Source organism: Pseudomonas sp. fls2-241-R2A-110, assembly GCF_030209165.1.
Classification (GTDB): domain Bacteria; phylum Pseudomonadota; class Gammaproteobacteria; order Pseudomonadales; family Pseudomonadaceae; genus Aquipseudomonas.
Map to the genome: position 1 here is coordinate 75,167 of NZ_JARVSN010000028.1, position 21,393 is coordinate 96,559.

Sequence of the window (21,393 nt, forward strand, 5' to 3'; positions counted from 1 at the left end):
CCCACAGTGAATCTCCGTTCAGTCTTGATTCCGTGATCGACACAAAACCAATGTGGGAGCCAGCCTGCTGGCGATGAGGCCGGTATAGGCGCTCTAGATCAATGTCTCGATACGCAAAGAGTTAGTCGACCCCGGCTGCCCAAACGGCACACCCGCCGTGATCAATAAAGTATCCCCGCGCTGCGCCATGCCCTGTGCCTGGGCAATCTCCAGCGCTGTCGAGCACACTTCGTCCACCTGCCGCAGCCGATCATTGACCACCGAGTGCACGCCCCACGCCACCGTCAAACGGCGCGCCGTCTGCAGGTTCGGTGTCAGGTTGAGGATCGGCACCGTCGGCCGCTCCCGCGCCGCGCGCAGACTCGAGGTGCCCGACTCGCTGTAATTGACCAGCACCGCCACCGGCAGCACGTTGCTGATACGCCGAATCGCGCAGCTGATCGCATCGGAAACGGTCGCTTCAGCCTTAGGCCGGCTGACATCCAGTTGCGCCTGGTAATCCGGACCGTTTTCCACCTGACGGATGATCTTGCTCATCATCTGCACGGCTTCCAACGGGTATTCGCCGGACGCGGTTTCCGCCGACAGCATCACCGCGTCGGCACCTTCGGCCACGGCGTTGGCCACGTCTGTGACCTCGGCGCGGGTCGGGGCAGGGGAGAAGCGCATCGACTCCAGCATTTGCGTCGCCACCACCACCGGTTTACCGAGCTGACGGCACAGGGCGATGATGTTTTTCTGAATTTGCGGCACGCTTTCGGCTGGCACTTCCACGCCCAGGTCACCGCGAGCGACCATGATCGCGTCGCTCAATTCGGCGATCTCGCGCAACTGTGTCACGGCCGATGGCTTCTCGATCTTGGCCATCAAGAACGCCTTGTCGCCGATCAGTTCGCGGGCTTCGCGGATGTCTTCCGGGCGTTGCACAAACGACAGCGCGACCCAGTCCACGCCCAGCTCCAGGCCGAAGCTCAAGTCGCGACGGTCCTTGGCGGTCAGCGGGCTCAGGTCCAGCACTGCTTGCGGCACGTTCACCCCTTTGCGGTCGGACAATTCGCCGCCATTGAGCACGGTGGTGTCGATGGCGTCGGCGTACTTGGTGACGACGCGAAGGCGCAATTTGCCGTCGTCGAGCAGCAGGTCCATGCCCGGTTCCAGCGCGGCGATGATTTCCGGGTGAGGCAAGTTAACGCGGCGCTGATCGCCCGGCGTCGGGTCGAGGTCCAGGCGCAGTGCCTGGCCGCGATGCAACTGCACCTTGCCTTCTGCGAACTTGCCGACCCGCAGTTTCGGGCCTTGCAGGTCCATCAGAATGCCCAGTGGGTAATTCAACTGGCGCTCGACTTCACGAATCCATTGATAGCGCTGGGCGTGGTCGGCGTGATCGCCGTGGCTGAAGTTCAGGCGAAAAATGTTGACCCCGGCCTGCACCAATTCGCGGATGTCGTCGATCCCGTCGGTGGCCGGGCCGAGGGTGGCGAGGATTTTGACCTTTTTATCAGGCGTCATGTTTAGGGCTCTCGAGGATCAGTATGGCGCGGAAGTCATTGACGTTGGTGCGGGTCGGCTCGGTGACGATCAGTGCGTCCAACGCCTCGAAATAGCCGTAGCCATTGTTGTTGTCCAACTCGTCGCTGGCGCTCAAACCGAGCGCGGCGGCGCGGGCGTAGCTGTCCGGGGTCATGATTGCGCCGGCGTTGTCTTCGGAGCCGTCGATGCCATCGGTGTCGCCGGCCAATGCGTAGACGCTGGGCAGGCCTTTGAGGCTATCGGTCAGGCTCAGGAGAAATTCGGCGTTGCGTCCGCCACGGCCATTGCCGCGCACGGTGACGGTGGTTTCGCCACCGGACAGAATCACGCACGGCGCCGCCAGGGGCTGGCCATGCAGGACGATTTGCCGGGCGATGCCGGCGTGAACCTTCGCCACTTCCCGGGATTCACCTTCCAGATCCCCGAGGATCAACGGGCTGAAACCGGCCTGACGGCATTTCACCGCTGCCGCTTCCAGGGATTGCTGCGGACGGGCGATCAATTGGAAATGACTGCGCGCCAGGCTCGGATCGCCAGGTTTGACGGTTTCCGATTCCGGGCTTTGCAACCAGGTGCGCACAGAGGTCGGGACCTCGATGCCGTAGCGTTTGAGGATCGCCAGGGCTTCGGCCGACGTGCTGGGGTCGGCCACGGTGGGGCCGGAGGCGATGACGGTAGCGAGGTCGCCCGGTACATCGGAAATCGCGTAGGTATAAACAGTGGCCGGCCAGCAGGCTTTGCCGAGACGGCCGCCCTTGATCGCCGAGAGGTGCTTGCGCACGCAATTCATCTCGCCGATGGTGGCGCCGGATTTGAGCAGGGCTTTGTTGATCGATTGCTTGTCGGCCAGGGTGATGCCTTTGGCCGGAAGGGCGAGCAACGCCGATCCGCCGCCCGAGAGCAGGAAGATCACGCGGTCTTCTTCGGTCAGGTTGCTGACCAGTTCCAACACACGCTTGGCGACGGCTTGGCCGGCAGCGTCCGGCACCGGGTGAGCGGCTTCGACGACTTCGATTTTTTCGCACGGGGCGCCGTGACCGTAACGCGTCACCACCAGACCTGAGACTTCACCCTGCCAGCAGCGCTCGACCACCTGGGCCATCGCGGCGGCGGCTTTGCCGGCACCGATGACGATCACCCGACCGCTGCGATCCTTGGGTAAATGGGCTTCGAGGACGTGTTGCGGATGGGCCGCGTCGATGGCTGTGGCAAACAGCTCGCGCAGCAGTTGTTGCGGATCGACCGACATGGCGGGCTCCCGGAATTCTTGTTATTGGAGAACGACTCGAACCCTGTGGGAGCGAGCTTGCTCGCGATAGCGGTGGATCAGTCAACATTGATGTTGAATGTCAGGCCCTCATCGCGAGCAAGCTCGCTCCCACAGGTTTGATGCGGTTTTGTGCAGGGCTTACTTCTTATCGCGAATCGAGAAATTCGCCATGTGTTCCAGGCCCTTGATCAGTGCCGAGTGGTCCCAGTTGCTGCCACCGATGGCCGCGCAGGTGCTGAACACTTGCTGGGTGTTGGCGGTGTTCGGCAGGTTGATGTTCAGCTCCTTGGCGCCTTGCAGGGCCAGGTTCAGGTCCTTCTGGTGCAGGCTGATACGGAAACCCGGGTCGAAGGTGCCTTTGATCATGCGCTCACCGTGCACTTCGAGGATCTTCGACGATGCGAAACCGCCCATCAGCGCTTCACGCACCTTGGCTGGATCAGCACCGTTTTTCGAGGCGAACAGCAGCGCTTCGGCCACGGCCTGGATGTTCAGCGCGACGATGATCTGGTTCGCCACTTTCGCGGTTTGACCGTCACCGTTGCCGCCGACCAGGGTGATGTTCTTGCCCATCGCCTGGAACAGCGGCAGCGCGCGTTCGAAGGCATCGGCATCGCCGCCGACCATGATGCTCAAGGTCGCCGCCTTGGCGCCGACTTCACCGCCAGACACTGGCGCATCGAGGTATTGCGCGCCTTTTTCGTTGATCTTTGCCGCGAATGCCTTGGTGGCGGTCGGCGAGATCGAGCTCATGTCGATGACGATTTTGCCTTTGCCGACACCGGCGGCAACGCCATCTTCACGGAACAGCACGTCGTCTACCTGTGGGGTGTCCGGCACCATGATGATGATGATTTCAGCTTCCTGGGCCACTTCTTTCGGGTTCGCCAGGGCGACGGCGCCAGCGGCCACCAGGTCGGCAGGCGCGGCGTCGTGGTGCGCCGACAGGAACAGGCTGTGACCGGCTTTCTGCAGGTTCAACGCCATTGGGTGGCCCATGATGCCGGTGCCGATAAATCCGATTTTAGCCATGAAAAATTCCTCTTGTTTTTATTGCTGCTTCAAGCAAATAGGGACGCGCATCGATGTGGGAGCTGTGTCAGATCGCGTTATGGGTTTTCAGCCAGCCCAGGCCCGCTTCAGTGGTGGTCAGTGGCTTGTATTCACAGCCGATCCACCCCTGATAACCGATGCGGTCCAAGTGTTCGAACAGGAAGCGGTAGTTGATTTCACCGGTGCCCGGTTCGTTACGTCCTGGGTTGTCGGCCAACTGGATGTGGTTGATCTCGCCCAGATGCGCGGCCATGGTGCGAGCCAGGTCGCCCTCCATGATTTGCATGTGATAGATGTCGTATTGCAGGAACAGATTGGCGCTGCCGACCTGTTCGCGAATCGACAGGGCTTGCGCCGTGTTGTTCAGGTAGAAACCCGGGATGTCGCGGGTGTTGATCGCTTCCATCACCAGTTTGATGCCGGCCGCTTGCAGCTTGTCGGCGGCGTACTTGAGGTTGGCGACGAAGGTTTTCTCCACGGTGGCATCGTCGACGCCTTGTGGACGAATACCGGCCAGGCAGTTGACCTGAGTGTTGCCCAGCACTTGTGCATAGGCGATGGCCAGGTCGACACCGGCGCGGAACTCTTCAACACGGTCCGGCAGGCACGCGATACCGCGCTCACCCTTGGCCCAGTCACCCGCCGGCAGGTTGAAGAGCACCTGGGTCAGACCGTTGGCATCGAGCTTGGCCTTGATCTCGGCGGAGCTGAAGTCGTAAGGGAACAGGTACTCGACACCACTGAAGCCGGCCTTGGCGGCCGCTTCGAAACGGGCGAGGAAGTCCTGTTCGGTGAAGAGCATGGACAGGTTGGCTGCGAAACGCGGCATGGTGGTCTCCCGTTTTAAGTTCTCGTTCCCACGCTCTGCGTGGGAATGCCTCTTCGGACGCTCTGCGTCCGCTCTTGGGACGCGGAGCGTCCCGGGCTGCATTCCCACGCAGAGCGTGGGAACGATCATCATCAGCAGTTAATCAAGCAACGAAATCGCGGTTGGCGCATCGTTGCCGACCAGCGCCAGGTCTTCAAATTCGTTGACGGCGTTGATCTCGGTGCCCATCGAAATGTTGGTCACACGCTCCAGAATAATCTCGACGATCACCGGCACCTTGAACTCTTCGATCAGTTCCTGAGCCTTGCGCAGGGCTGGCTGGATCTGACCCGGTTCGAACACGCGCAGTGCCTTGCAACCGAGGCCTTCGGCGACCGCAACGTGGTCGACACCGTAACCATTGAGTTCCGGAGCGTTCAGGTTATCGAAGGACAGCTGTACGCAATAGTCCATGTCGAAACCGCGCTGGGCCTGACGAATCAGCCCCAGGTACGAGTTGTTTACCACAACGTGGATGTACGGCAGCTTGAACTGCGCGCCCACCGCCAACTCTTCGATCATGAACTGGAAATCATAGTCGCCGGACAGTGCCACGACCTTGCGGCTCGGATCAGCCTTGACCACGCCCAATGCGGCCGGAATGGTCCAGCCCAATGGACCGGCCTGGCCGCAGTTGATCCAGTGACGCGGCTTGTAGACGTGCAGGAACTGCGCGCCGGCAATCTGCGACAGACCGATGGTGCTGACGTAGCACGTGTCTTTGCCGAACACCTGGTTCATCTCTTCGTACACCCGTTGCGGCTTGACCGGCACGTTGTCGAAGTGAGTCTTGCGTTGCAGGCTGGCTTTGCGCTGTTGGCAATCTTGCAGCCAGGCGCTGCGGTTTTTCAGCTTGCCTGCTGCTTGCCACTCGCGAGCGACTTCGATGAACACGGTCAGCGCAGCAGCAGCGTCGGAGACGATGCCCAGGTCCGGGTTGAACACGCGGCCGATTTGCGTCGGTTCGATGTCAACGTGGATGAACTTGCGGCCTTCGGTGTACACGTCGATCGAGCCGGTATGACGGTTGGCCCAACGGTTACCGACGCCCAACACCACGTCGGACTTGAGCAGGGTGGCGTTGCCGTAGCGATGCGACGTCTGCAGACCGACCATGCCGACCATCAACGGGTGATCGTCCGGGATCGTGCCCCAGCCCATCAGGGTCGGGATCACCGGGATGCCGGTCAGCTCGGCGAACTCCACCAGCAATTCGCTGGCGTCGGCATTGATGATGCCGCCACCGGCGACCAGCAATGGGCGCTCGGCCTGATCGAGCATGGCCAGGGCCTTCTCGATTTGCACGCGGTTGGCGGTTGGCTTGGCCAGCGGCAGTGGTTCGTAGGCGTCGATGTCGAATTCGATTTCAGCCATCTGCACGTCGAACGGCAGGTCGATCAGCACCGGGCCTGGACGGCCGGAGCGCATTTCGTAGAAGGCTTTCTGGAATGCGTAGGGCACCTGGCCCGGCTCCATGACAGTGGTCGCCCACTTGGTCACTGGCTTGACGATGGTGGTGATATCGACGGCCTGGAAGTCTTCCTTATGCATGCGCGCTCGCGGTGCCTGACCGGTGATGCACAAGATCGGGATCGAGTCGGCCGAGGCGCTGTAGAGCCCGGTGACCATGTCGGTACCGGCAGGTCCCGAAGTCCCGATGCACACGCCGATGTTGCCGGCCTTGGTGCGGGTGTAGCCCTCGGCCATGTGCGAGGCGCCTTCAACGTGGCGAGCGAGGACGTGATCGATGCCACCGACCTTCTGCAAGGCGGAGTACAGCGGGTTGATTGCGGCGCCCGGGATGCCAAAAGCGGTATCAACCCCTTCGCGGCGCATCACCAGAACGGCGGCTTCGATTGCTCTCATTTTGCTCATGGTTTTGTGCCTCTTACGTTTTGTAATTGTATACAAGTGGCTTTGCGCAGAGTGTATTCACGGCGGACGGCGCAGGTCAATCCATTTTCTCAAGCGACTGTTTCATTCGTCGGAAGGCCGTTCTACTGTGGCTTTTCGTCGCATGTGGCGCTTTTCGATAATTATTGTATACAAAAAAATAATTCATTGTGTTCTATTTGTTGCATCGGACTGCGGCACAACGGCGCAGCCCAACGGCTTTCCGAAAAACAAAATGAGGACGGCACCATGAGCGCTTTAACCTTGAAAGTCGCAGTCAACCTGACCACTCAGGCCATCTCCGCTGCGCGTGCAATCTCCGCAGCCCCGTTAACCATCGCGGTGCTGGACGCCGGCGGGCACCTGATCACCCTGCAACGTGAAGACGGCGCCAGCCTGCTACGCCCGCAGGTCGCCATCGGCAAAGCCTGGGGCGCCATTGCCCTGGGCAAAGGCTCCCGCCTGCTGGCACTGGACGCCCAGCAACGCCCGGCCTTCTTCGCCGCGTTGAATAGCCTGGGGCAAGGCAGCGTCGTGCCGGCACCGGGTGGCGTGTTGATTCGGGATCAGGACGGCAATGTGCTGGGAGCGGTGGGGATCAGCGGGGATCTGTCGGATGTTGATGAGCAGTGTGCGATCAGTGCGATCGAGGCGGTGGGGTTGAGGGCGGATGCGGGGGTTACTGCCTAGTATTTTTGTCGATTGATCTATCGCGATCGCGAGCAAGCTCGCTCACACATTGGATTTTCGGTGAACACAAATGTTGTGAGCACCCCTAACCCCTGTGGGAGCGAGCTTGCTCGCGATAGCTATCTTCTGGACACATCCAGCTAAAAATCTGCCCCACCCTCAAGCATCCATAGGTCTAGCCTTCACATGACTTGAATCATGAGAGGCAAAGGAATGCCAGATTTTCCTGCTTCACATCGCCTGCGCCTTGGTCGTTATGCCGAAGCAAATCGCATTTATCTGCTGACCACTAATACATTGGACCGAGTGCCTGTCTTCAAGGATTTCTTTTTGGGACGATTGGTCGTGGACCAATTTCGTCATGCTCAAACTCAGGGTTGGGCAAATTCATTGGCTTGGGTCGTGATGCCCGACCACTTTCACTGGTTGATCGAATTGCAGCAGGGATCTTTGAGTGAGCTGATGCAAAAGACCAAGTCACTGAGTACGCGGGCAGTCAACATGTCCACCGGTCGCAGGGGCAGTCTTTGGCAGCAGGGCTATCACGATCGAGCATTGAGGAGAGAGGCGGATTTGGTTCAGCTTGGGCGATATGTTGTGACCAACCCATTGCGGGCTGGCTTAGTTGCACGGTACGGCGATTATCCGCTGTGGGATGCTATCTGGGTTTGATCGGATACCGTATTGCCGCCATCGCGAGCAAGCTCGCTCCCACAGTGGATTTGGGTTTAACCCCAACTTCGTGAGCACCTGCAATTTCTGTGGGAGCGCGCTTGCCCGCGATGGGGTCAATGGGGTCTTTCAGTCCAGCTCACACCCCTTCAACACCAATCGAATAATCGTCTGCGCCGCCGCTTCATAATCGGCCTCATCCAGTTTGTCCTTGCCGGTCACCGCAGAAATCTGCCAGTCGAAGTCGGCATAAGTCTGGGTGGCTGCCCAGATGCTGAACATCAGGTGGTTGGGGTCGATGGGGGCGATTTGGCCGCGGTCGATCCAGGTCTGGATGCAGGCGATATTGTGCTTGGCCTGGCCGTTGAGTTGCTCGACCAGGTCGGCACTCAGGTGCGGGGCGCCGTGCATGATTTCACTGGCGAACACCTTCGAGGCGAAGGGCAGGTCGCGGGAGATGCGGATCTTCGAGCGGATGTAGCCGCTCAGCACCTCACTCGGCACCCCATCGGCGTTGAACGGCGTTGAGGCCTGCAGAATCGGCTCGATGATGCTTTCCAGGACCTCGCGGTAGAGGTTTTCCTTGGATTTGAAGTAGTAATAGACGTTGGGCTTGGGCAATCCGGCCTTGGCTGCGATGTCACTGGTTTTGGTCGCAGCAAAGCCCTTGTCGGCAAATTCTTCACTGGCGGCACGCAGGATCAGTTCTTTGTTGCGCTCGCGGATAGTGCTCATAAACCAGGGGGTTCCTTGCCTGTTCTGGCGGTTGCGCATGGTAGCACCGGCCTCGCGCGGCGCTCAAGAATGCCCCGTGTGGCGCTTGGCCGCGTTATGCTGCGCGGCATTCATTCAAGAAGGAAGCCTGATTCATGGCAGGAAGCAGTTTGCTGGTGCTGATCGACGACATTGCCGCGGTTCTAGACGATGTGGCGTTGATGACCAAAATGGCCGCCAAGAAAACCGCTGGTGTACTCGGCGATGATCTGGCGCTCAATGCCCAGCAGGTCAGCGGCGTACGCGCCGAACGGGAAATCCCGGTGGTTTGGGCGGTCGCCAAAGGCTCATTTCGCAATAAATTGATCCTTGTACCGTCGGCGTTGGCCATCAGCGCCTTCATTCCCTGGCTGGTCACACCGCTGTTGATGGTCGGTGGCGCGTACCTTTGTTTTGAAGGCTTCGAGAAACTCGCCCACAAGTTTCTGCACAGCAAAGACGAAGACCAGGCTGAACATGCCGAGCTGGTTGAGGCGGTGGCCGATCCAGCGGTCGATCTGGTGGCGTTCGAGCAGGACAAGATCAAAGGCGCTGTCCGCACGGATTTCATTCTCTCGGCGGAAATCATTGCGATCACCCTGGGCACTGTGGCGGATGCGTCGTTGACCCAGCAGGTCATTGTCCTGTCGGGCATCGCCATCGTCATGACCGTCGGCGTTTACGGGCTAGTGGCGGGCATCGTCAAGCTCGACGACCTGGGTCTGTGGCTGACCCAGAAACCCGCACAGATGGCCAAAAGCATCGGCGGCGCGATTCTGCGTGCAGCGCCGTACATGATGAAAAGCCTGTCGGTGATCGGCACGGCGGCGATGTTCCTGGTCGGCGGCGGGATTCTGACCCATGGCGTGCCGGTGGTTCATCACTGGATTGAGAGCGTGAGCGCCGGGGCGGGCGGTGCCGGGTTTATCGTGCCGACGTTGCTGAATGCGGTGGCGGGGATTGTGGCCGGTGCGGTGGTGTTAGCGGGGGTGATGGGGGTCAGCAAGATCTGGCGCTCAGTCAAAGGCTGAGATCCAGCGGCCTGATCGTTCCCACGCTCTGCGTGGGAATGCCTCAATTGGACGCTCTGCGTCCGCTTATGGATGTGACGCAGAGCGTCACGGGCTGCATTCCCACGCAGAGCGTGGGAACGATCAGGCCATTCGATCTGCATCGAATGGCCTTTTTTGTTGCCGATGGATTTACTCGGCGATCTGCAACTTGCGCGACTCGGTGTAGACGTAACGCACTTTCTCGTACTCGAACGGTGAGTTCAGTTGGCCATAACGGAAGCCGGTCTGATAGCGCTTGTCGATACTGCGCAGGACCCAGATTTCCGGATGGTTTTCGCTGACTTGCGCGACGTTCAGGAAGTTGATCGCCGACTCCGCAGTGAAGTCCACAGCCAGGCCACCCGTGTCGCGGATGTTGGAAGGCCCAAGGATCGGCAACACGAAGTACGCGCCACCCGGTACACCGTAGAAGCCCAGGGTCTGGCCGAAGTCTTCGCTCTGGCGTGGCAGGCCCATGGCGGTGGCCGGGTCCCAGAGGCCGGCGATGCCAACGGTGGTGTTGAGCAGCAGGCGCGCGGTGGTATCCAGCGAACGCTTGCCTTTGAACTGCAGCAAGCTGTTCACCAGGTTCGGCACGTCGCCCAGGTTATTGAAGAAGTTGCTGACGCCGGTGCGCAGGAAACTCGGTGTGATGTAGCGATAACCGTCGACCACCGGCAGGAACACCCATTGGTCGAAACGGTAGTTGAAGTGATAAACCCGACGGTTCCACTCTTCCAGCGGGTCATAGACGGCCAGCGCGTTGAGTGTCGAGCGTTCGAACTCGCGCTGATCCAGCCCCGGGTTGAATTTGAGTTTGCTCAACGGCTCTTTGAAACCGTCAGAGCCGACCACGACAGGAGCGTTGGCTTTGCTGTTGTCGGCATTGGCGACGCCTGCACAGAGTAACGCTGCGATAAGCAGGAGATATTTAGCCACGGAAAAACTCCAGCATGGCGTCGCTGTTGACGCGGTAGTTAAGGTTGCCGCAATGGCCGCCCAATGGATAAAGGGTCAGGCGATCACCGAAGGTCTTGCGCAGGAAGCCAAGATCGCCAGGGCCGAGAATCACATCGTCAGCGTTGTGCATGACGGCGATTTTCGGGCTGTCGTGCAGGTAATCCTTGAGGGCGTACAGGCTGACCTGGTCGATCAGTTGCAGCAGGCTGCCGCCGTCTGTGCGAGCGCGCCACATCGGGATGACTTGCTCGGTGATGTAGCAATCGAAGTCGCATTGCAGCGCACGCTTGAGGAACGGCGTGAGGCTGGTGCCTTCGGTGATCGGGTATTTAGGCGGGGTGATCAGGCCGCGACGGTTGATCAGGTCCGAGGTGAAGGCAATGTCGGCCGCCGAGAAGCGGAACGAGGTGCCGATCAGCATGGCCATCTGTTCGTTGGTCAGGTGCTGCTTGGACTGTTGGAAGTCGTAGAGCAAGGCATCGTTGAGGTCGATATAGCCCTTCTGCTGGAAGTAGCGGGTCAATTTGTTCAGCACCAGTTCATAGAAGGTGGTGCTGTTGTTGATGCCCTTGACCTCGGTCTGGACCAGCTTGTCCAGGTTGGTGATCGAGGTGTAGAGGTTGACCGGCGGGTTGAGCAGCAAGACTTTTTTGAAGTTGAAGCTGCGGCGGGTTTCGTCCAGGTGCGCGACGAATGCCGCATCCAGTGCGCCCAGGCTGTAGCCGCTCAGGTAGTAGTCGGTGACGGGAACGTTCGGGTTTTGTGCCCGCACGGCCTGCATCACCCGGTACATGTCTTCGGCGTCTTCCTTGGTGATACCGGGTGTGGCAAAGCGTGAGGCGGCGCTCATGAAGTCGAAGCTGGTGGGCGACGACAGTTGCACCACGTGATAGCCGGCCTTGTAGTAGAGCTTTTTCAGGTATTCGTTAATGCTGCTGTCATAGCGCGCACCCGTACCGGCGATCAGGAAGATCAGCGGTGCGGCTTTTTCCTGGGTGGCGATGCGATAGGTCAGTTTTTTGACCGGCCAGAAGTTGTCTGGCAGTTGAAATTCCCGCTCCGGGCGCAATGTCACGCTGCGTGTCTTCTGATCGATGTCGTCGTCCAGCGGTAACTCCGGACGCAGGTCCGGTGGCGTCGTGGCGATAGTCGCCTCGAACGGGTTGGTCAGGGGATAGCCATAACTGGCAGCGTCGATGTCGACCGCCAATGCGGACGCACTTAATATCAGGCCGCCAAAAAGGGCGGCGAAGCGCAAGGAACGGAGCATGACTAGATCCCTTAGGGAAAGGTGCCGAATGAAGTTCGCAGGCTATGACCACCGCGATTGCGCCAAAGTGCCATGCCTCGGCACCAATCAGGCCTAATTTGGGGGTAATAGTAGCTAGACGATACACTTTGCAGAGATTGCGTGACCAATTATCTGCTCTGCGCGGTTGCTTACCGCTGTGGGGGGATTAAGCTGGCTGCCGTTTTCGTTTATTGGAGTGCTTCATGTCCCGCCGTCTGCCTGTGATTCTGCTGCTCGTTTTACTGCCTTTATGGCTGGCCGCCAGCTATGGCGCGCGATATGGCTTCATGGAGGATGCGCAGTGGGTCGGCTTGTGTGTGGACGAGGCTAGCCGCTGGGAATGCCAGGTTCGTTCGAGCTTGGGGCTGATGATTCATTTCAAGGCGTTGGGCTTTGCCGCATTGGGCGCAGCGATCATCGGTTTTGTAGTACCGGGCCGGGCAGGGTGGTGGTTGGCGGTATTGGCGCTGGTGTTAGGGTTTCCGGCATTGGCGCTATACAACACGACGTTGGCGGTGTTTGCGGTGGTGATTGCTGCACTGCGGTTGGTGAGAAAAACTACCGTTCGTTAGGTTTCTTGCATTACCTGTTATTTCTGACAGTTGACGTTCTCCAGAGCTCGGATCTAAATGGCCGGGCCGCTGTTGTATAGCGTTGATCCTGTCAGGAGAAACTAACATGCACACCCGCACTCCCAGATTGTCGGTGATTGACCCGCGGGAGCTCACGGTACGCACCGTGGACTATCACCGAGAGACTGCACTGGCTCCACTTGATAAGCGTGTCACTTATCAAGTGTATGACAGTTCTGGGCGCAAAACAGACCTGTTTGATCCTCGTCTGTTTAAACTTCTCGAAACAGAACCCACTATTTCGGCAAACATCAAAACAGTATTCAGTCTCTCAGGTAAGGAGTTGCTCACCGCTAGTGTTGACGCCGGTGATCGCTTGCATTTGCCAGGTCCTGCCGGCCAGAACTGCGATAGTTGGGACAGTAAGTTCACGCACACTCATGTTGAATACGATGACCTCATTCGTCCAGTCAAGGAGTCAGTGCGAGTCTTCGGCGAGAGCGAAAGGGTCAATGCGTATTTTTCCTATGCGGGGAATGACTCTGCGTTTGTCGAGCGAAATCAGTGCGGGCAATTAATTCGTCACGATGACAGCGCTGGGACCATTATGTTTAGGGCGTTCTCCCTGAAGGGGGAACTGCTTGAATGTACCCGGAAGTTTCTTGATAAAATGGGAGCTCCGGATTGGCCTCATAGAGAGGCTGATCGTGATCTTCTACATGAAAAGGGCGATGGTGCCACTACTTGTTATCGTCATAATGCAGTATCTCAATTGCTCTGCCAAACCGACGCTGAACATAATACTCAAACATTTGAATATACGGTTGACGCACAGGTTGCCGGGATAAAAGTACAAATAGGCGTAGATGGGCAAGAAAAAGATCTGTTGGTTGACATTCGTTACAATGCTTTCAATAAAGTTGAGCGGCAAACATTCGCTAATGGGCTTGTCTGTTCTGCTATGCACTCTTCTGTCGATGGAAGACTGGAGGAGTTAAAGGCGCAGTTCCCTGGAAAACCACTTTTGCAGCATTTGATTTACTGCTATGACCCTGTTGGCAATATTTTGTCAATTGAGGATAAGGCTTTGCCTGTTCGTTATTTTCGCAACCAGAGGATAGAGCCGGTAAGGACTTTTCATTACGACACTCTTTATCAGTTGATTTATGCCACTGGCTGGCAAGTAGTCGGTGGAAGAGTAGGGCCGTATTTGCCAGAGTTTCAATCACCGGCGGACCCAGGTCAGCTGGAAAATTATACTGAGACCTTTGGCTACGATTGTAGTGGAAATCTCATTACGCAGATTCATTGCGCCGCGCTTGGTAGCCGTACCCAGCGCATGAAAGTGTCGAAATACAGTAATCGTGCCCTCGTGCAAAAGAGCAACGGTGAATTGCCTACGGAAGCTGAAATTGCTGCGGGGTATGACCCGAACGGTAATAAGCGGTTGCTGTTGCCCGGGCAGGACTTGTTTTGGGATGAGCGAAATCTTCTGCAGCGAGTCGAGCAAGTAGTACGCCCAGGCATGCGGAACGATGCCGAGAACTATGTTTATGACTATGTCGGACAAAGGCAACGAAAAATTCGCACAAATTTGGTCGGTCGTTTGGTCCGTAGCCATGAGGTCCGCTATTTGCGAGGGCTGGAAATCCGCACCGATAATGAAGAAGAACTGCATGTTATCAATGTGCATTCAGAGTTATGCAATGTTCGTGTGCAGCACCGGATGGACCGGCGGCAAAAAGTAAATACGATCAGTTACCGCTATACGTTGACCGATCAAATCGGTTCATGCTGCTTGGAAATAGATGATGGTGGGGAGGTTATAAGTGAAGAGGTCTTTTATTCTTACGGCTGCACGGCGTGGTGGGCAGGAAGCGATATAGTTAAGGCGAATGATAAGACGAGCCGCTATTCAGGTAAGGAATTAGATGCGACCGGATTGTGTTATTACGGTTTTAGGTATTATGTGCCTTGGTGGAATCGATGGCTGAGTCCAGACCCTGCGGGTGTAGTAGATGGCTTGAATTTATATTGTATGGCGGGTAATAGTCCTGTCACCTTCTTTGATAAGGCCGGGCTTAATAATACGAATGTTAATGCTGGAGGCAAGGATGATTACGGCACGTTGGTTTCTGCCTTTGAAGAGGGGGACATTTTGTTTGGATTACGTGAACCTCGGGATCTTGCGCTGAAAGCGTTGGAAAAAGCAGGGGTCAAAGAATTTTCTAGGTTGCCACTTTGGAAGGAAGGTATCCCCAGGTTGTTATGGGAAAAAAAACGGAATGTATTGAAGCAAAATGATTTGACCGATGCGGCGTTTGGTCCGACTGTAACGGCAGGTGTGTACAATTCTGATGAGCAAATAAAGGCGGAGCTAGTGGACGCTGAACGTGGCGTTGCTTACAAGGAGTTCGCCATGACTAACAGGTATTTTCAAAAGGATGAGAAAGGGGTAGGTAACTTTTTCGAGGTAAACGTTCCGATGTGGCGCCGTTCGAGTAAGGCGGGATTGGAGTTTCAAATTTTTGAACGCGACAAGAAGGTCCTGTTCGCTATTGATAACTTGATTGAGACTCTGGACGACATTGTCTCGAAAAAGCCGGGTGCTGGTACCAGTGTTACTGCTTCAGAAATCAGGTATGTGTACAGGCGCAAAGATACGCCTGAAGTTAAAAATAATGTGAAGTTTTTTGTGGCGGGTCGAGAACTGTCACAAGCTGAGTTTTTCAACCACCCAGCTTGGAAGAATTACCATCCCCGCAAAACGTACAGCAAGGTAGTTGTTCCGCGACGTTCACAAGCGAGCAGGCATTAAGGGTGGTCATCCGCTTTCGGGGTGGTCTCGAATCCTTGTAGCAATCTATCGCTAGGTTCCTGCTCTCCGTCCAATAATGAGCGGAGAGCAGGTTTGTACTAAGGCGTTTGTCGGTTCACTGCAGATCAGCCTTTGCGAACCCGCAAGCAGCGCCACAACGCCGCCACCATCAACACACTCACCAGCGCCCAACCCCAGGCCTGCTGGTTCTGCAAGCCTTCACGAAACAGCTGCGGCGCGATGCCGGCACCGACAATGAAGGTCAGCAGCGCGATTTCACGACGCGGCACGCTCACCGGTCGGCACAGGTAAACCAGTGCCGGAAGGATGAAGGCGACACTGGGGAAGCTGCGATAACGCGGATCGAACACCAACTCCAACATCATCACCGCCGCCGCAAACCCTGCAGCAGCGACCAGCCATCCAGCGCGACGCTCCAGCGCATTGAACGCCCGTTCACGCCACCCGGTGCGGGCACTCAGGGTCAGCGCGGCATGGGCCAGCACCAGCAGGTTCAAACCGGTCAGCAACGCCACCCATAGCCATTCACTGGCAAAGCGCGTGGTGACACGGGCCAGATCACCCCAGGCGCCAATCGAACAGGCAGCCAGTGCACCGAACAGCGGCAAAACCAGCGCGGCGCGAGTGCTGCGTACGCGCCCGCCCAGCATCAGTGTGGCGAGAAAGATCAAGCCGCCGACTGCCAGCCACTGCGACCAGTACGGCACGTTCGACACCGGACCGGCCAGCACGCCCTTGTCCTGGCGATCGGCATCGAACAGACCCCAATAGCCGCCGACCGCGCCTTCGCTTGCGCGTTTCCATGGCTGGTCAAAGGCTTCGATGAGGTTGTAATGCCAGCCTTGTTGCTCGGCCATGATCACGAAGTTGCGAATGAACTTGGCTTCATTGACCCGGCTCGGCAGGGCGGTCTCGCGCTGGCGGCCTTCGCTCGGCCAGCCGGTTTCGCCAATCATCACGTCCTTGGGCGCGAATTTGTTACCAAACACCTGGCGCACTTCGGCCACATGCTGCAGGGCGGCGTCGATGTTCGAAGGATCATCTTCCCAGTAAGGCAGCAAATGGATGGTCAGGAAATCCACTGCCGGCGCGACTTCCGGGTGCTTGAGCCAGAATTCCCAGACGTCGGCATAAGTGACCGGCTGCTTGACCTGGCTTTTGACCTTGGTGATCAGCTTGGCCAGTTGCGCCCCGGTGACTTCTTTGCGCAGCAAGGTTTCGTTGCCGACGATGACCGCGGTCACCACGTCTGCGTTGGCATTGGCCGAGGCGATCAGCAGGTCGACTTCTTTTTCGGTATCCACCGGGTTGCTGTTGACCCAGGCACCGATCATCAACTTCAGTCCATGCTTGCGCGCCAGGGCGGGCAGGGCTTCAAGGCCGGTCATGGAATAGGTGCGGATGCATTCGAAGCTTTTGGCCAGCAGCGCGAGGTCGGCATCCATGCGCTCGGGGCGCAATTTGAACGGCTGATCGAAGGGCGACTGGTCCTTGTCGAACGGGGTGTAGGAGGCGCATTGCAGCTTGTGCGTCGCGCTGGCCACGTCCGGCAAAATGACCGGTTTGCCGAGGCCGTACCAGAAGCCGCCGAGAGCAAACAGCCCCAGCAGACACGCAAATAGGTAGGCAATAAAAGGAAAGCGGGATGTCGCGGGCATGGTCAGGCCGTCTGGGAACAAAGCCGCGCATGTTACCTGTATTTGCCCTGCGCTTGGTGGCCTGCATGATTTTGACATGCAAAGTTCGGGCGGATTGGCTGGAACGCTTTCTGTGCTCTAAATTAATGGCGATCTGATGTCGTTTCTCGATGGCTTGAGGTCGCTGACAGAGCAGGTCGTCGTTGTCGTCAGGTTGATTATCGAGGCGTCAGTACTCCACTGATGTTCGGACGAGTTTGCGGTGGGCGTGATGGGGGCGCTGTGCACCATAACAATACGTTGACGCGACTCGGCATCCGTCGAGCGCAGCACTTTCGGGGAAGTAACGATGAAGATGCGACGACTCTTGGGCGCAGGCGCCGCTTTGGTCCTGGCGATCAGTTCTACTATAGCCAGCGCCGAAGCCAAAGAAGTGACTATCGGTTATGTCGACGGCTGGTCGGACAGTGTTGCCACGACCAACGTGGCCGCTGAAGTGATCAGGCAGAAACTCGGTTATGACGTGAAATTGCAAGCAGTTGCCACCGGGATCATGTGGCAGGGCGTGGCCACTGGCAAACTCGATGCCATGATGTCTGCGTGGCTGCCTGTGACCCATGGTGAGTACTGGACCAAGAACAAGGACCAGGTTGTCGATTACGGCCCGAACTTCAAAGACGCGAGAATCGGCCTGATCGTGCCGGAGTACGTCAAAGCCAAAACTATTGAAGACCTTAAAACCGACGACAGCTTCAAAAAACGCATCGTCGGCATCGACGCCGGTTCGGGCGTGATGATCAAGACCGAGCAGGCAATCAAGGATTACGATCTGACCGGGTATCAACTCAAGGCCAGTTCCGGTGCCGGCATGATTGCCGAGCTGACCCGTGCAGAGAAGAAAAACGAATCCATTGCTGTGACCGGTTGGGTGCCGCACTGGATGTTCGCCAAGTGGAAACTGCGCTTCCTGGAGGACACGAAAGGCGTTTACGGCGCGGCTGAAACCGTGAACAACATCGGCAGCAAAGAACTGGCAACCAAGGCACCGGAAGTAGCCAAGTTCATGAAGAACTTCCAGTGGGCGTCGAAAGACGAAATCGGCGAAGTCATGCTGGCGATTCAAGATGGTGCCAAGCCTGAAGCCGCGGCAAAGGATTGGGTGGCCAAACACCCTGAGCGCGTTGCAGACTGGACCAAATGATTTGAGCTGACGCTTCTGGTCAGCAGCTACGAGGGCCCCTCGGCGGTAACGCCAAGGGGCCTTTTTCATTTTTTCGCAGCAGGGGTGCAAAGCAGGCTAATTAATATTTGCTGGAAAATGGCCAGACCGTCATGTCGTTCTAATACTAAGGTCGTCTGGAACCTCTTCCGCAGCCGCATAGAGTGGATAACGTTCCAACTTTAATCTGTGCTGCGAGGATAAAAACAATGAACGACAGCATTTACCTCTCGATTCAAAATAGCCCGCGCTTCAAGGAGCTGGTTAGCAAACGAGAAAGGTTCGCCTGGATACTTTCAGCGATCATGCTTGGGCTTTACTCCGGATTCATTCTTCTGATTGCTTACGGGCCGCATATCCTGGGCGCGAAGATCAGCCCTGAATCTTCGATTACCTGGGGGATACCGATTGGTGTCGGGCTGATTCTCTCGGCCTTTATCCTGACTGCAATTTACGTACGACGCGCCAATGGCGAATTCGACGACCTGAACAATGCGATTCTCAAGGAGGCTCAGCAATGATCCGGCGTTTAATGGCTCTATTGAGCATCGCAGCCTTTGCACCTGGGGCCTGGGCGTCTGAAGCCCTGACTGGCGAAGTGCATAAACAACCGCTCAACGTTTCCGCGATTCTGATGTTCGTGGCGTTTGTCGGCTTGACTCTGTGCATTACCTACTGGGCTTCCAAGCGTAACAACTCGGCGGCCGACTACTATGCGGCAGGCGGCAAGATCACCGGCTTGCAGAACGGTCTGGCGATTGCCGGCGACTACATGTCGGCGGCGTCCTTCCTGGGTATTTCCGCCCTGGTGTTCACCTCTGGCTACGACGGCCTGATCTACTCGATCGGGTTCCTGGTGGGCTGGCCGATCATTCTGTTCCTGATCGCCGAGCGCCTGCGTAACCTGGGTAAATACACCTTTGCCGACGTGGCGTCCTATCGCCTGGGGCAAACCCAGATCCGCACGCTGTCTGCTTGCGGTTCGCTGGTGGTGGTGGCGTTCTACCTGATCGCGCAAATGGTCGGTGCCGGCAAGCTGATCCAGCTGCTGTTCGGTCTGGACTACTACGTTGCCGTGATCCTGGTCGGTATTCTGATGTGCATGTACGTGTTGTTCGGCGGCATGCTGGCGACCACTTGGGTGCAGATCATCAAGGCGGTGTTGCTGCTGTCCGGTGCTTCGTTTATGGCGCTGATGGTCATGAAGCATGTCAACTTCGACTTCAGCATGCTGTTTTCCGAGGCGATCAAGGTTCACCCTAAAGGTGAGGCGATCATGAGCCCGGGCGGTCTGGTGAAAGATCCGGTCTCGGCGTTCTCCCTTGGCCTGGCCCTGATGTTCGGTACCGCGGGCCTGCCGCACATCCTGATGCGCTTCTTCACCGTGAGTGACGCGAAGGAAGCTCGCAAGAGCGTGCTGTATGCCACTGGCTTCATCGGCTACTTCTACATCCTGACGTTCATCATCGGCTTCGGCGCGATCTTGCTGGTCAGCACTAACCCTGCCTTTAAAGATGCGGCCGGCGCGCTGTTGGGCGGCAACAACATGGCGGCGGTGCACTTGGCCAACGCGGTGGGTGGCAGTATTTTCCTGGGCTTCATCTCGGCGGTGGCGTTCGCGACCATCCTGGCTGTTGTGGCCGGTTTGACCCTGGCCGGTGCTACGGCGGTGTCTCACGACCTTTATGCCAGCGTGATCAAGAAGGGCAAGGCTAACGACAAGGATGAGATTCGCGTTTCGAAAATCACCACCATTTGTCTGGGCGTGTTGGCGATTGGCCTGGGCATTCTGTTCGAAAGTCAGAACATTGCGTTCATGGTGGGCCTGGCGTTCTCCATCGCGGCGAGCTGTAACTTCCCGGTGTTGTTGCTTTCCATGTACTGGAAGAAGCTGACGACTCGCGGTGCGATGATCGGTGGCTGGTTGGGTCTGGTGAGTGCTGTTGGTTTGATGGTGCTTGGGCCAACCATTTGGGTGCAGATTCTGCATCACGAGAAGGCTATCTTCCCGTATGAGTACCCGGCGCTGTTCTCGATGGCTATTGCGTTTGTGGGGATCTGGTTCTTCTCGATTACTGATAAGTCTACGGCGGGTGTTAATGAACGCGCGCTGTTCTTCCCGCAGTTTGTTCGTTCGCAGACTGGGTTGGGGGCGAGTGGGGCGGTTTCGCACTAAGGCTTCGGGTTTATCTGTGTCATTGCGTTAAATGAAAATGCCCTGGTCGAGAGATCGGGGCATTTTTTTTTGTGGGCGGTTATCGGATTGAGCGGGCTTGGTTGTTGTGGCGGCCTTTGGGCCGACCATGTTTTGGGTTGATTGGGTGTATATCCGTTGCTGCGGTAACGGCGGCTTAGGGTTTCGCCCTGACGGCGACTCACTTTTTTGACAAACGCCTCAAAAAAGTAAGCAAAAAAAGGCTCGCCCCGGCGTCCGGCCCCTCGCTAGGGCTCGGCGTTCCTTCGCTCCGGCATTCATCTGGGGGCATCGCCTCCGGTCGGCTTCGCTTCGACCTCCTCTCGATGTGTGCGGCTGCGCCGCACGGCGCTATGCGCCTGCCCCCCAGATGAACGCCTCCACTCAGCCTCCCGAAGGGGCGGGTAGATCAAAATCAAAAGCAGGCGAGCTACCGCTCGGCCTATTGAGTGGTGAGGAGCGGGTGGTACACCATGATTTATTGTGGGAGCTGGCCTGCCGGCGATGGCGGCCGGCCAGCCGACCAATCTCTTGCAGATGTACACCAAACCCTGTGGGAGCTGGCCTGCTGGCGATGGCGGCCGGCCAGCCGACCAATCTCTTGCAGATGTACACCAAACCCTGTGGGAGCTGGCCTGCTAGCGATGACGGCCCGACAGCCGACCAGTCTCTTGCAGATGTACACCAAACCCTGTGGGAGCTGGCCTGCCAGCGATGGCGGCCTGACAGCCGACCAGTCTCCAGATGTACACCGACCCTGTGGGAGCTGGCTTGCCTGCGAAGGAGACTTTGTAGTCGACGTGTTCTTTTCGGATGTACGCAAGCTTCTCGACGACTGCGATCCTTTTGGCTTTGGCTTTGGCTTTGGCTTTGGCTTTGGCTTTGGCTTTGGCTTTGGCT

17 protein-coding genes are annotated in these 21,393 nt (G+C 57.6%); 8 read left to right on the forward strand and 9 right to left on the reverse strand.

What is annotated here, in order from left to right; translation table 11 throughout:
* Positions 1 to 93 precede the first annotated feature (93 nt).
* The 5 genes from pyk to gcl form a co-directional block, all read right to left on the reverse strand.
* A complete protein-coding gene (pyk, locus tag QRN31_RS23380; RefSeq protein WP_259151065.1) occupies positions 94 to 1,509 on the reverse strand; it encodes a pyruvate kinase in 1,416 nt (471 codons plus the stop codon).
* Positions 1,499 to 2,779, reverse strand: a complete 1,281-nt coding sequence (locus QRN31_RS23385; RefSeq protein WP_285434814.1) for a glycerate kinase type-2 family protein — start codon at positions 2,777 to 2,779, stop codon at positions 1,499 to 1,501. The genes pyk and QRN31_RS23385 overlap by 11 nt, the downstream gene beginning before the upstream one ends.
* A gap of 159 nt (positions 2,780 to 2,938) precedes the next feature.
* Positions 2,939 to 3,832, reverse strand: coding sequence for a 2-hydroxy-3-oxopropionate reductase (locus tag QRN31_RS23390; RefSeq protein WP_259151063.1), 894 nt, complete (start codon positions 3,830 to 3,832; stop codon positions 2,939 to 2,941).
* Between the two features lie 67 nt (positions 3,833 to 3,899).
* Entirely contained in the window at positions 3,900 to 4,682 is a 783-nt protein-coding gene (gene hyi, locus QRN31_RS23395) for a hydroxypyruvate isomerase (RefSeq protein ID WP_285434816.1), read from the reverse strand.
* A 138-nt stretch (positions 4,683 to 4,820) separates the two neighbouring features.
* Complete coding sequence (gene gcl, locus QRN31_RS23400) at positions 4,821 to 6,596, reverse strand: glyoxylate carboligase (RefSeq protein WP_090181614.1); 1,776 nt, start codon at positions 6,594 to 6,596, stop codon at positions 4,821 to 4,823.
* A 267-nt stretch (positions 6,597 to 6,863) separates the two neighbouring features.
* Here gcl and QRN31_RS23405 point away from each other — a divergent pair, with 267 nt between their 5' ends.
* Together QRN31_RS23405 and QRN31_RS23410 are read left to right on the forward strand one after the other, a co-directional pair.
* Entirely contained in the window at positions 6,864 to 7,304 is a 441-nt protein-coding gene (locus QRN31_RS23405; protein ID WP_090181615.1) for a GlcG/HbpS family heme-binding protein, read from the forward strand.
* Between the two features lie 213 nt (positions 7,305 to 7,517).
* Positions 7,518 to 7,976 carry an REP-associated tyrosine transposase gene (locus tag QRN31_RS23410; RefSeq protein WP_285434831.1) on the forward strand — a complete coding sequence of 153 codons (459 nt, stop codon included), beginning with the start codon at positions 7,518 to 7,520 and terminating at the stop codon, positions 7,974 to 7,976.
* A 129-nt stretch (positions 7,977 to 8,105) separates the two neighbouring features.
* Here QRN31_RS23410 and QRN31_RS23415 read toward each other — a convergent pair whose 3' ends face one another.
* On the reverse strand, positions 8,106 to 8,711 hold the full coding sequence (locus QRN31_RS23415; RefSeq protein ID WP_285434818.1) for a TetR/AcrR family transcriptional regulator: 606 nt from the start codon (positions 8,709 to 8,711) through the stop codon (positions 8,106 to 8,108).
* Positions 8,712 to 8,845: 134 nt separating this feature from the next.
* Between QRN31_RS23415 and QRN31_RS23420 the strand changes: the two genes are divergently transcribed.
* Positions 8,846 to 9,760 carry a DUF808 domain-containing protein gene (locus QRN31_RS23420; RefSeq protein WP_285434820.1) on the forward strand — a complete coding sequence of 305 codons (915 nt, stop codon included), beginning with the start codon at positions 8,846 to 8,848 and terminating at the stop codon, positions 9,758 to 9,760.
* A gap of 171 nt (positions 9,761 to 9,931) precedes the next feature.
* Here QRN31_RS23420 and QRN31_RS23425 read toward each other — a convergent pair whose 3' ends face one another.
* Both QRN31_RS23425 and mlaY read right to left on the reverse strand, forming a co-directional pair.
* Entirely contained in the window at positions 9,932 to 10,720 is a 789-nt protein-coding gene (locus QRN31_RS23425; protein WP_285434821.1) for an MlaA family lipoprotein, read from the reverse strand.
* On the reverse strand, positions 10,713 to 12,011 hold the full coding sequence (mlaY, locus tag QRN31_RS23430; protein WP_285434823.1) for a lipid asymmetry maintenance lipase MlaY: 1,299 nt from the start codon (positions 12,009 to 12,011) through the stop codon (positions 10,713 to 10,715). Before mlaY ends, QRN31_RS23425 begins: the two co-directional genes overlap by 8 nt.
* Positions 12,012 to 12,235: 224 nt before the next feature.
* Here mlaY and QRN31_RS23435 point away from each other — a divergent pair, with 224 nt between their 5' ends.
* Both QRN31_RS23435 and QRN31_RS23440 read left to right on the forward strand, forming a co-directional pair.
* Positions 12,236 to 12,604 carry a hypothetical protein gene (locus tag QRN31_RS23435; RefSeq protein ID WP_285434824.1) on the forward strand — a complete coding sequence of 123 codons (369 nt, stop codon included), beginning with the start codon at positions 12,236 to 12,238 and terminating at the stop codon, positions 12,602 to 12,604.
* Between the two features lie 106 nt (positions 12,605 to 12,710).
* Positions 12,711 to 15,422 (forward strand): RHS repeat-associated core domain-containing protein, encoded by a 2,712-nt coding sequence (locus tag QRN31_RS23440; protein WP_285434825.1) that lies wholly within the window; start codon positions 12,711 to 12,713, stop codon positions 15,420 to 15,422.
* Positions 15,423 to 15,547: 125 nt separating this feature from the next.
* On the opposite strand, the gene QRN31_RS23445 is transcribed toward QRN31_RS23440, so the two are convergent.
* A complete protein-coding gene (locus tag QRN31_RS23445) occupies positions 15,548 to 17,101 on the reverse strand; it encodes a glycoside hydrolase family 17 protein (protein ID WP_285434826.1) in 1,554 nt (517 codons plus the stop codon).
* Positions 17,102 to 17,429: 328 nt separating this feature from the next.
* On the opposite strand from QRN31_RS23445, the gene QRN31_RS23450 reads away from it, so the two are divergent.
* The 3 genes from QRN31_RS23450 to QRN31_RS23460 all read left to right on the forward strand — a co-directional run bounded on the left by QRN31_RS23450 (position 17,430) and on the right by QRN31_RS23460 (position 20,475).
* On the forward strand, positions 17,430 to 18,281 hold the full coding sequence (locus QRN31_RS23450) for a glycine betaine ABC transporter substrate-binding protein (protein WP_285434828.1): 852 nt from the start codon (positions 17,430 to 17,432) through the stop codon (positions 18,279 to 18,281).
* 227 nt (positions 18,282 to 18,508) lie between these two features.
* Complete coding sequence (locus QRN31_RS23455; RefSeq protein WP_017337238.1) at positions 18,509 to 18,820, forward strand: DUF485 domain-containing protein; 312 nt, start codon at positions 18,509 to 18,511, stop codon at positions 18,818 to 18,820.
* A complete protein-coding gene (locus QRN31_RS23460; RefSeq protein WP_285434830.1) occupies positions 18,817 to 20,475 on the forward strand; it encodes a cation acetate symporter in 1,659 nt (552 codons plus the stop codon). The genes QRN31_RS23455 and QRN31_RS23460 overlap by 4 nt, the downstream gene beginning before the upstream one ends.
* Positions 20,476 to 21,393: the final 918 nt, after the last annotated feature.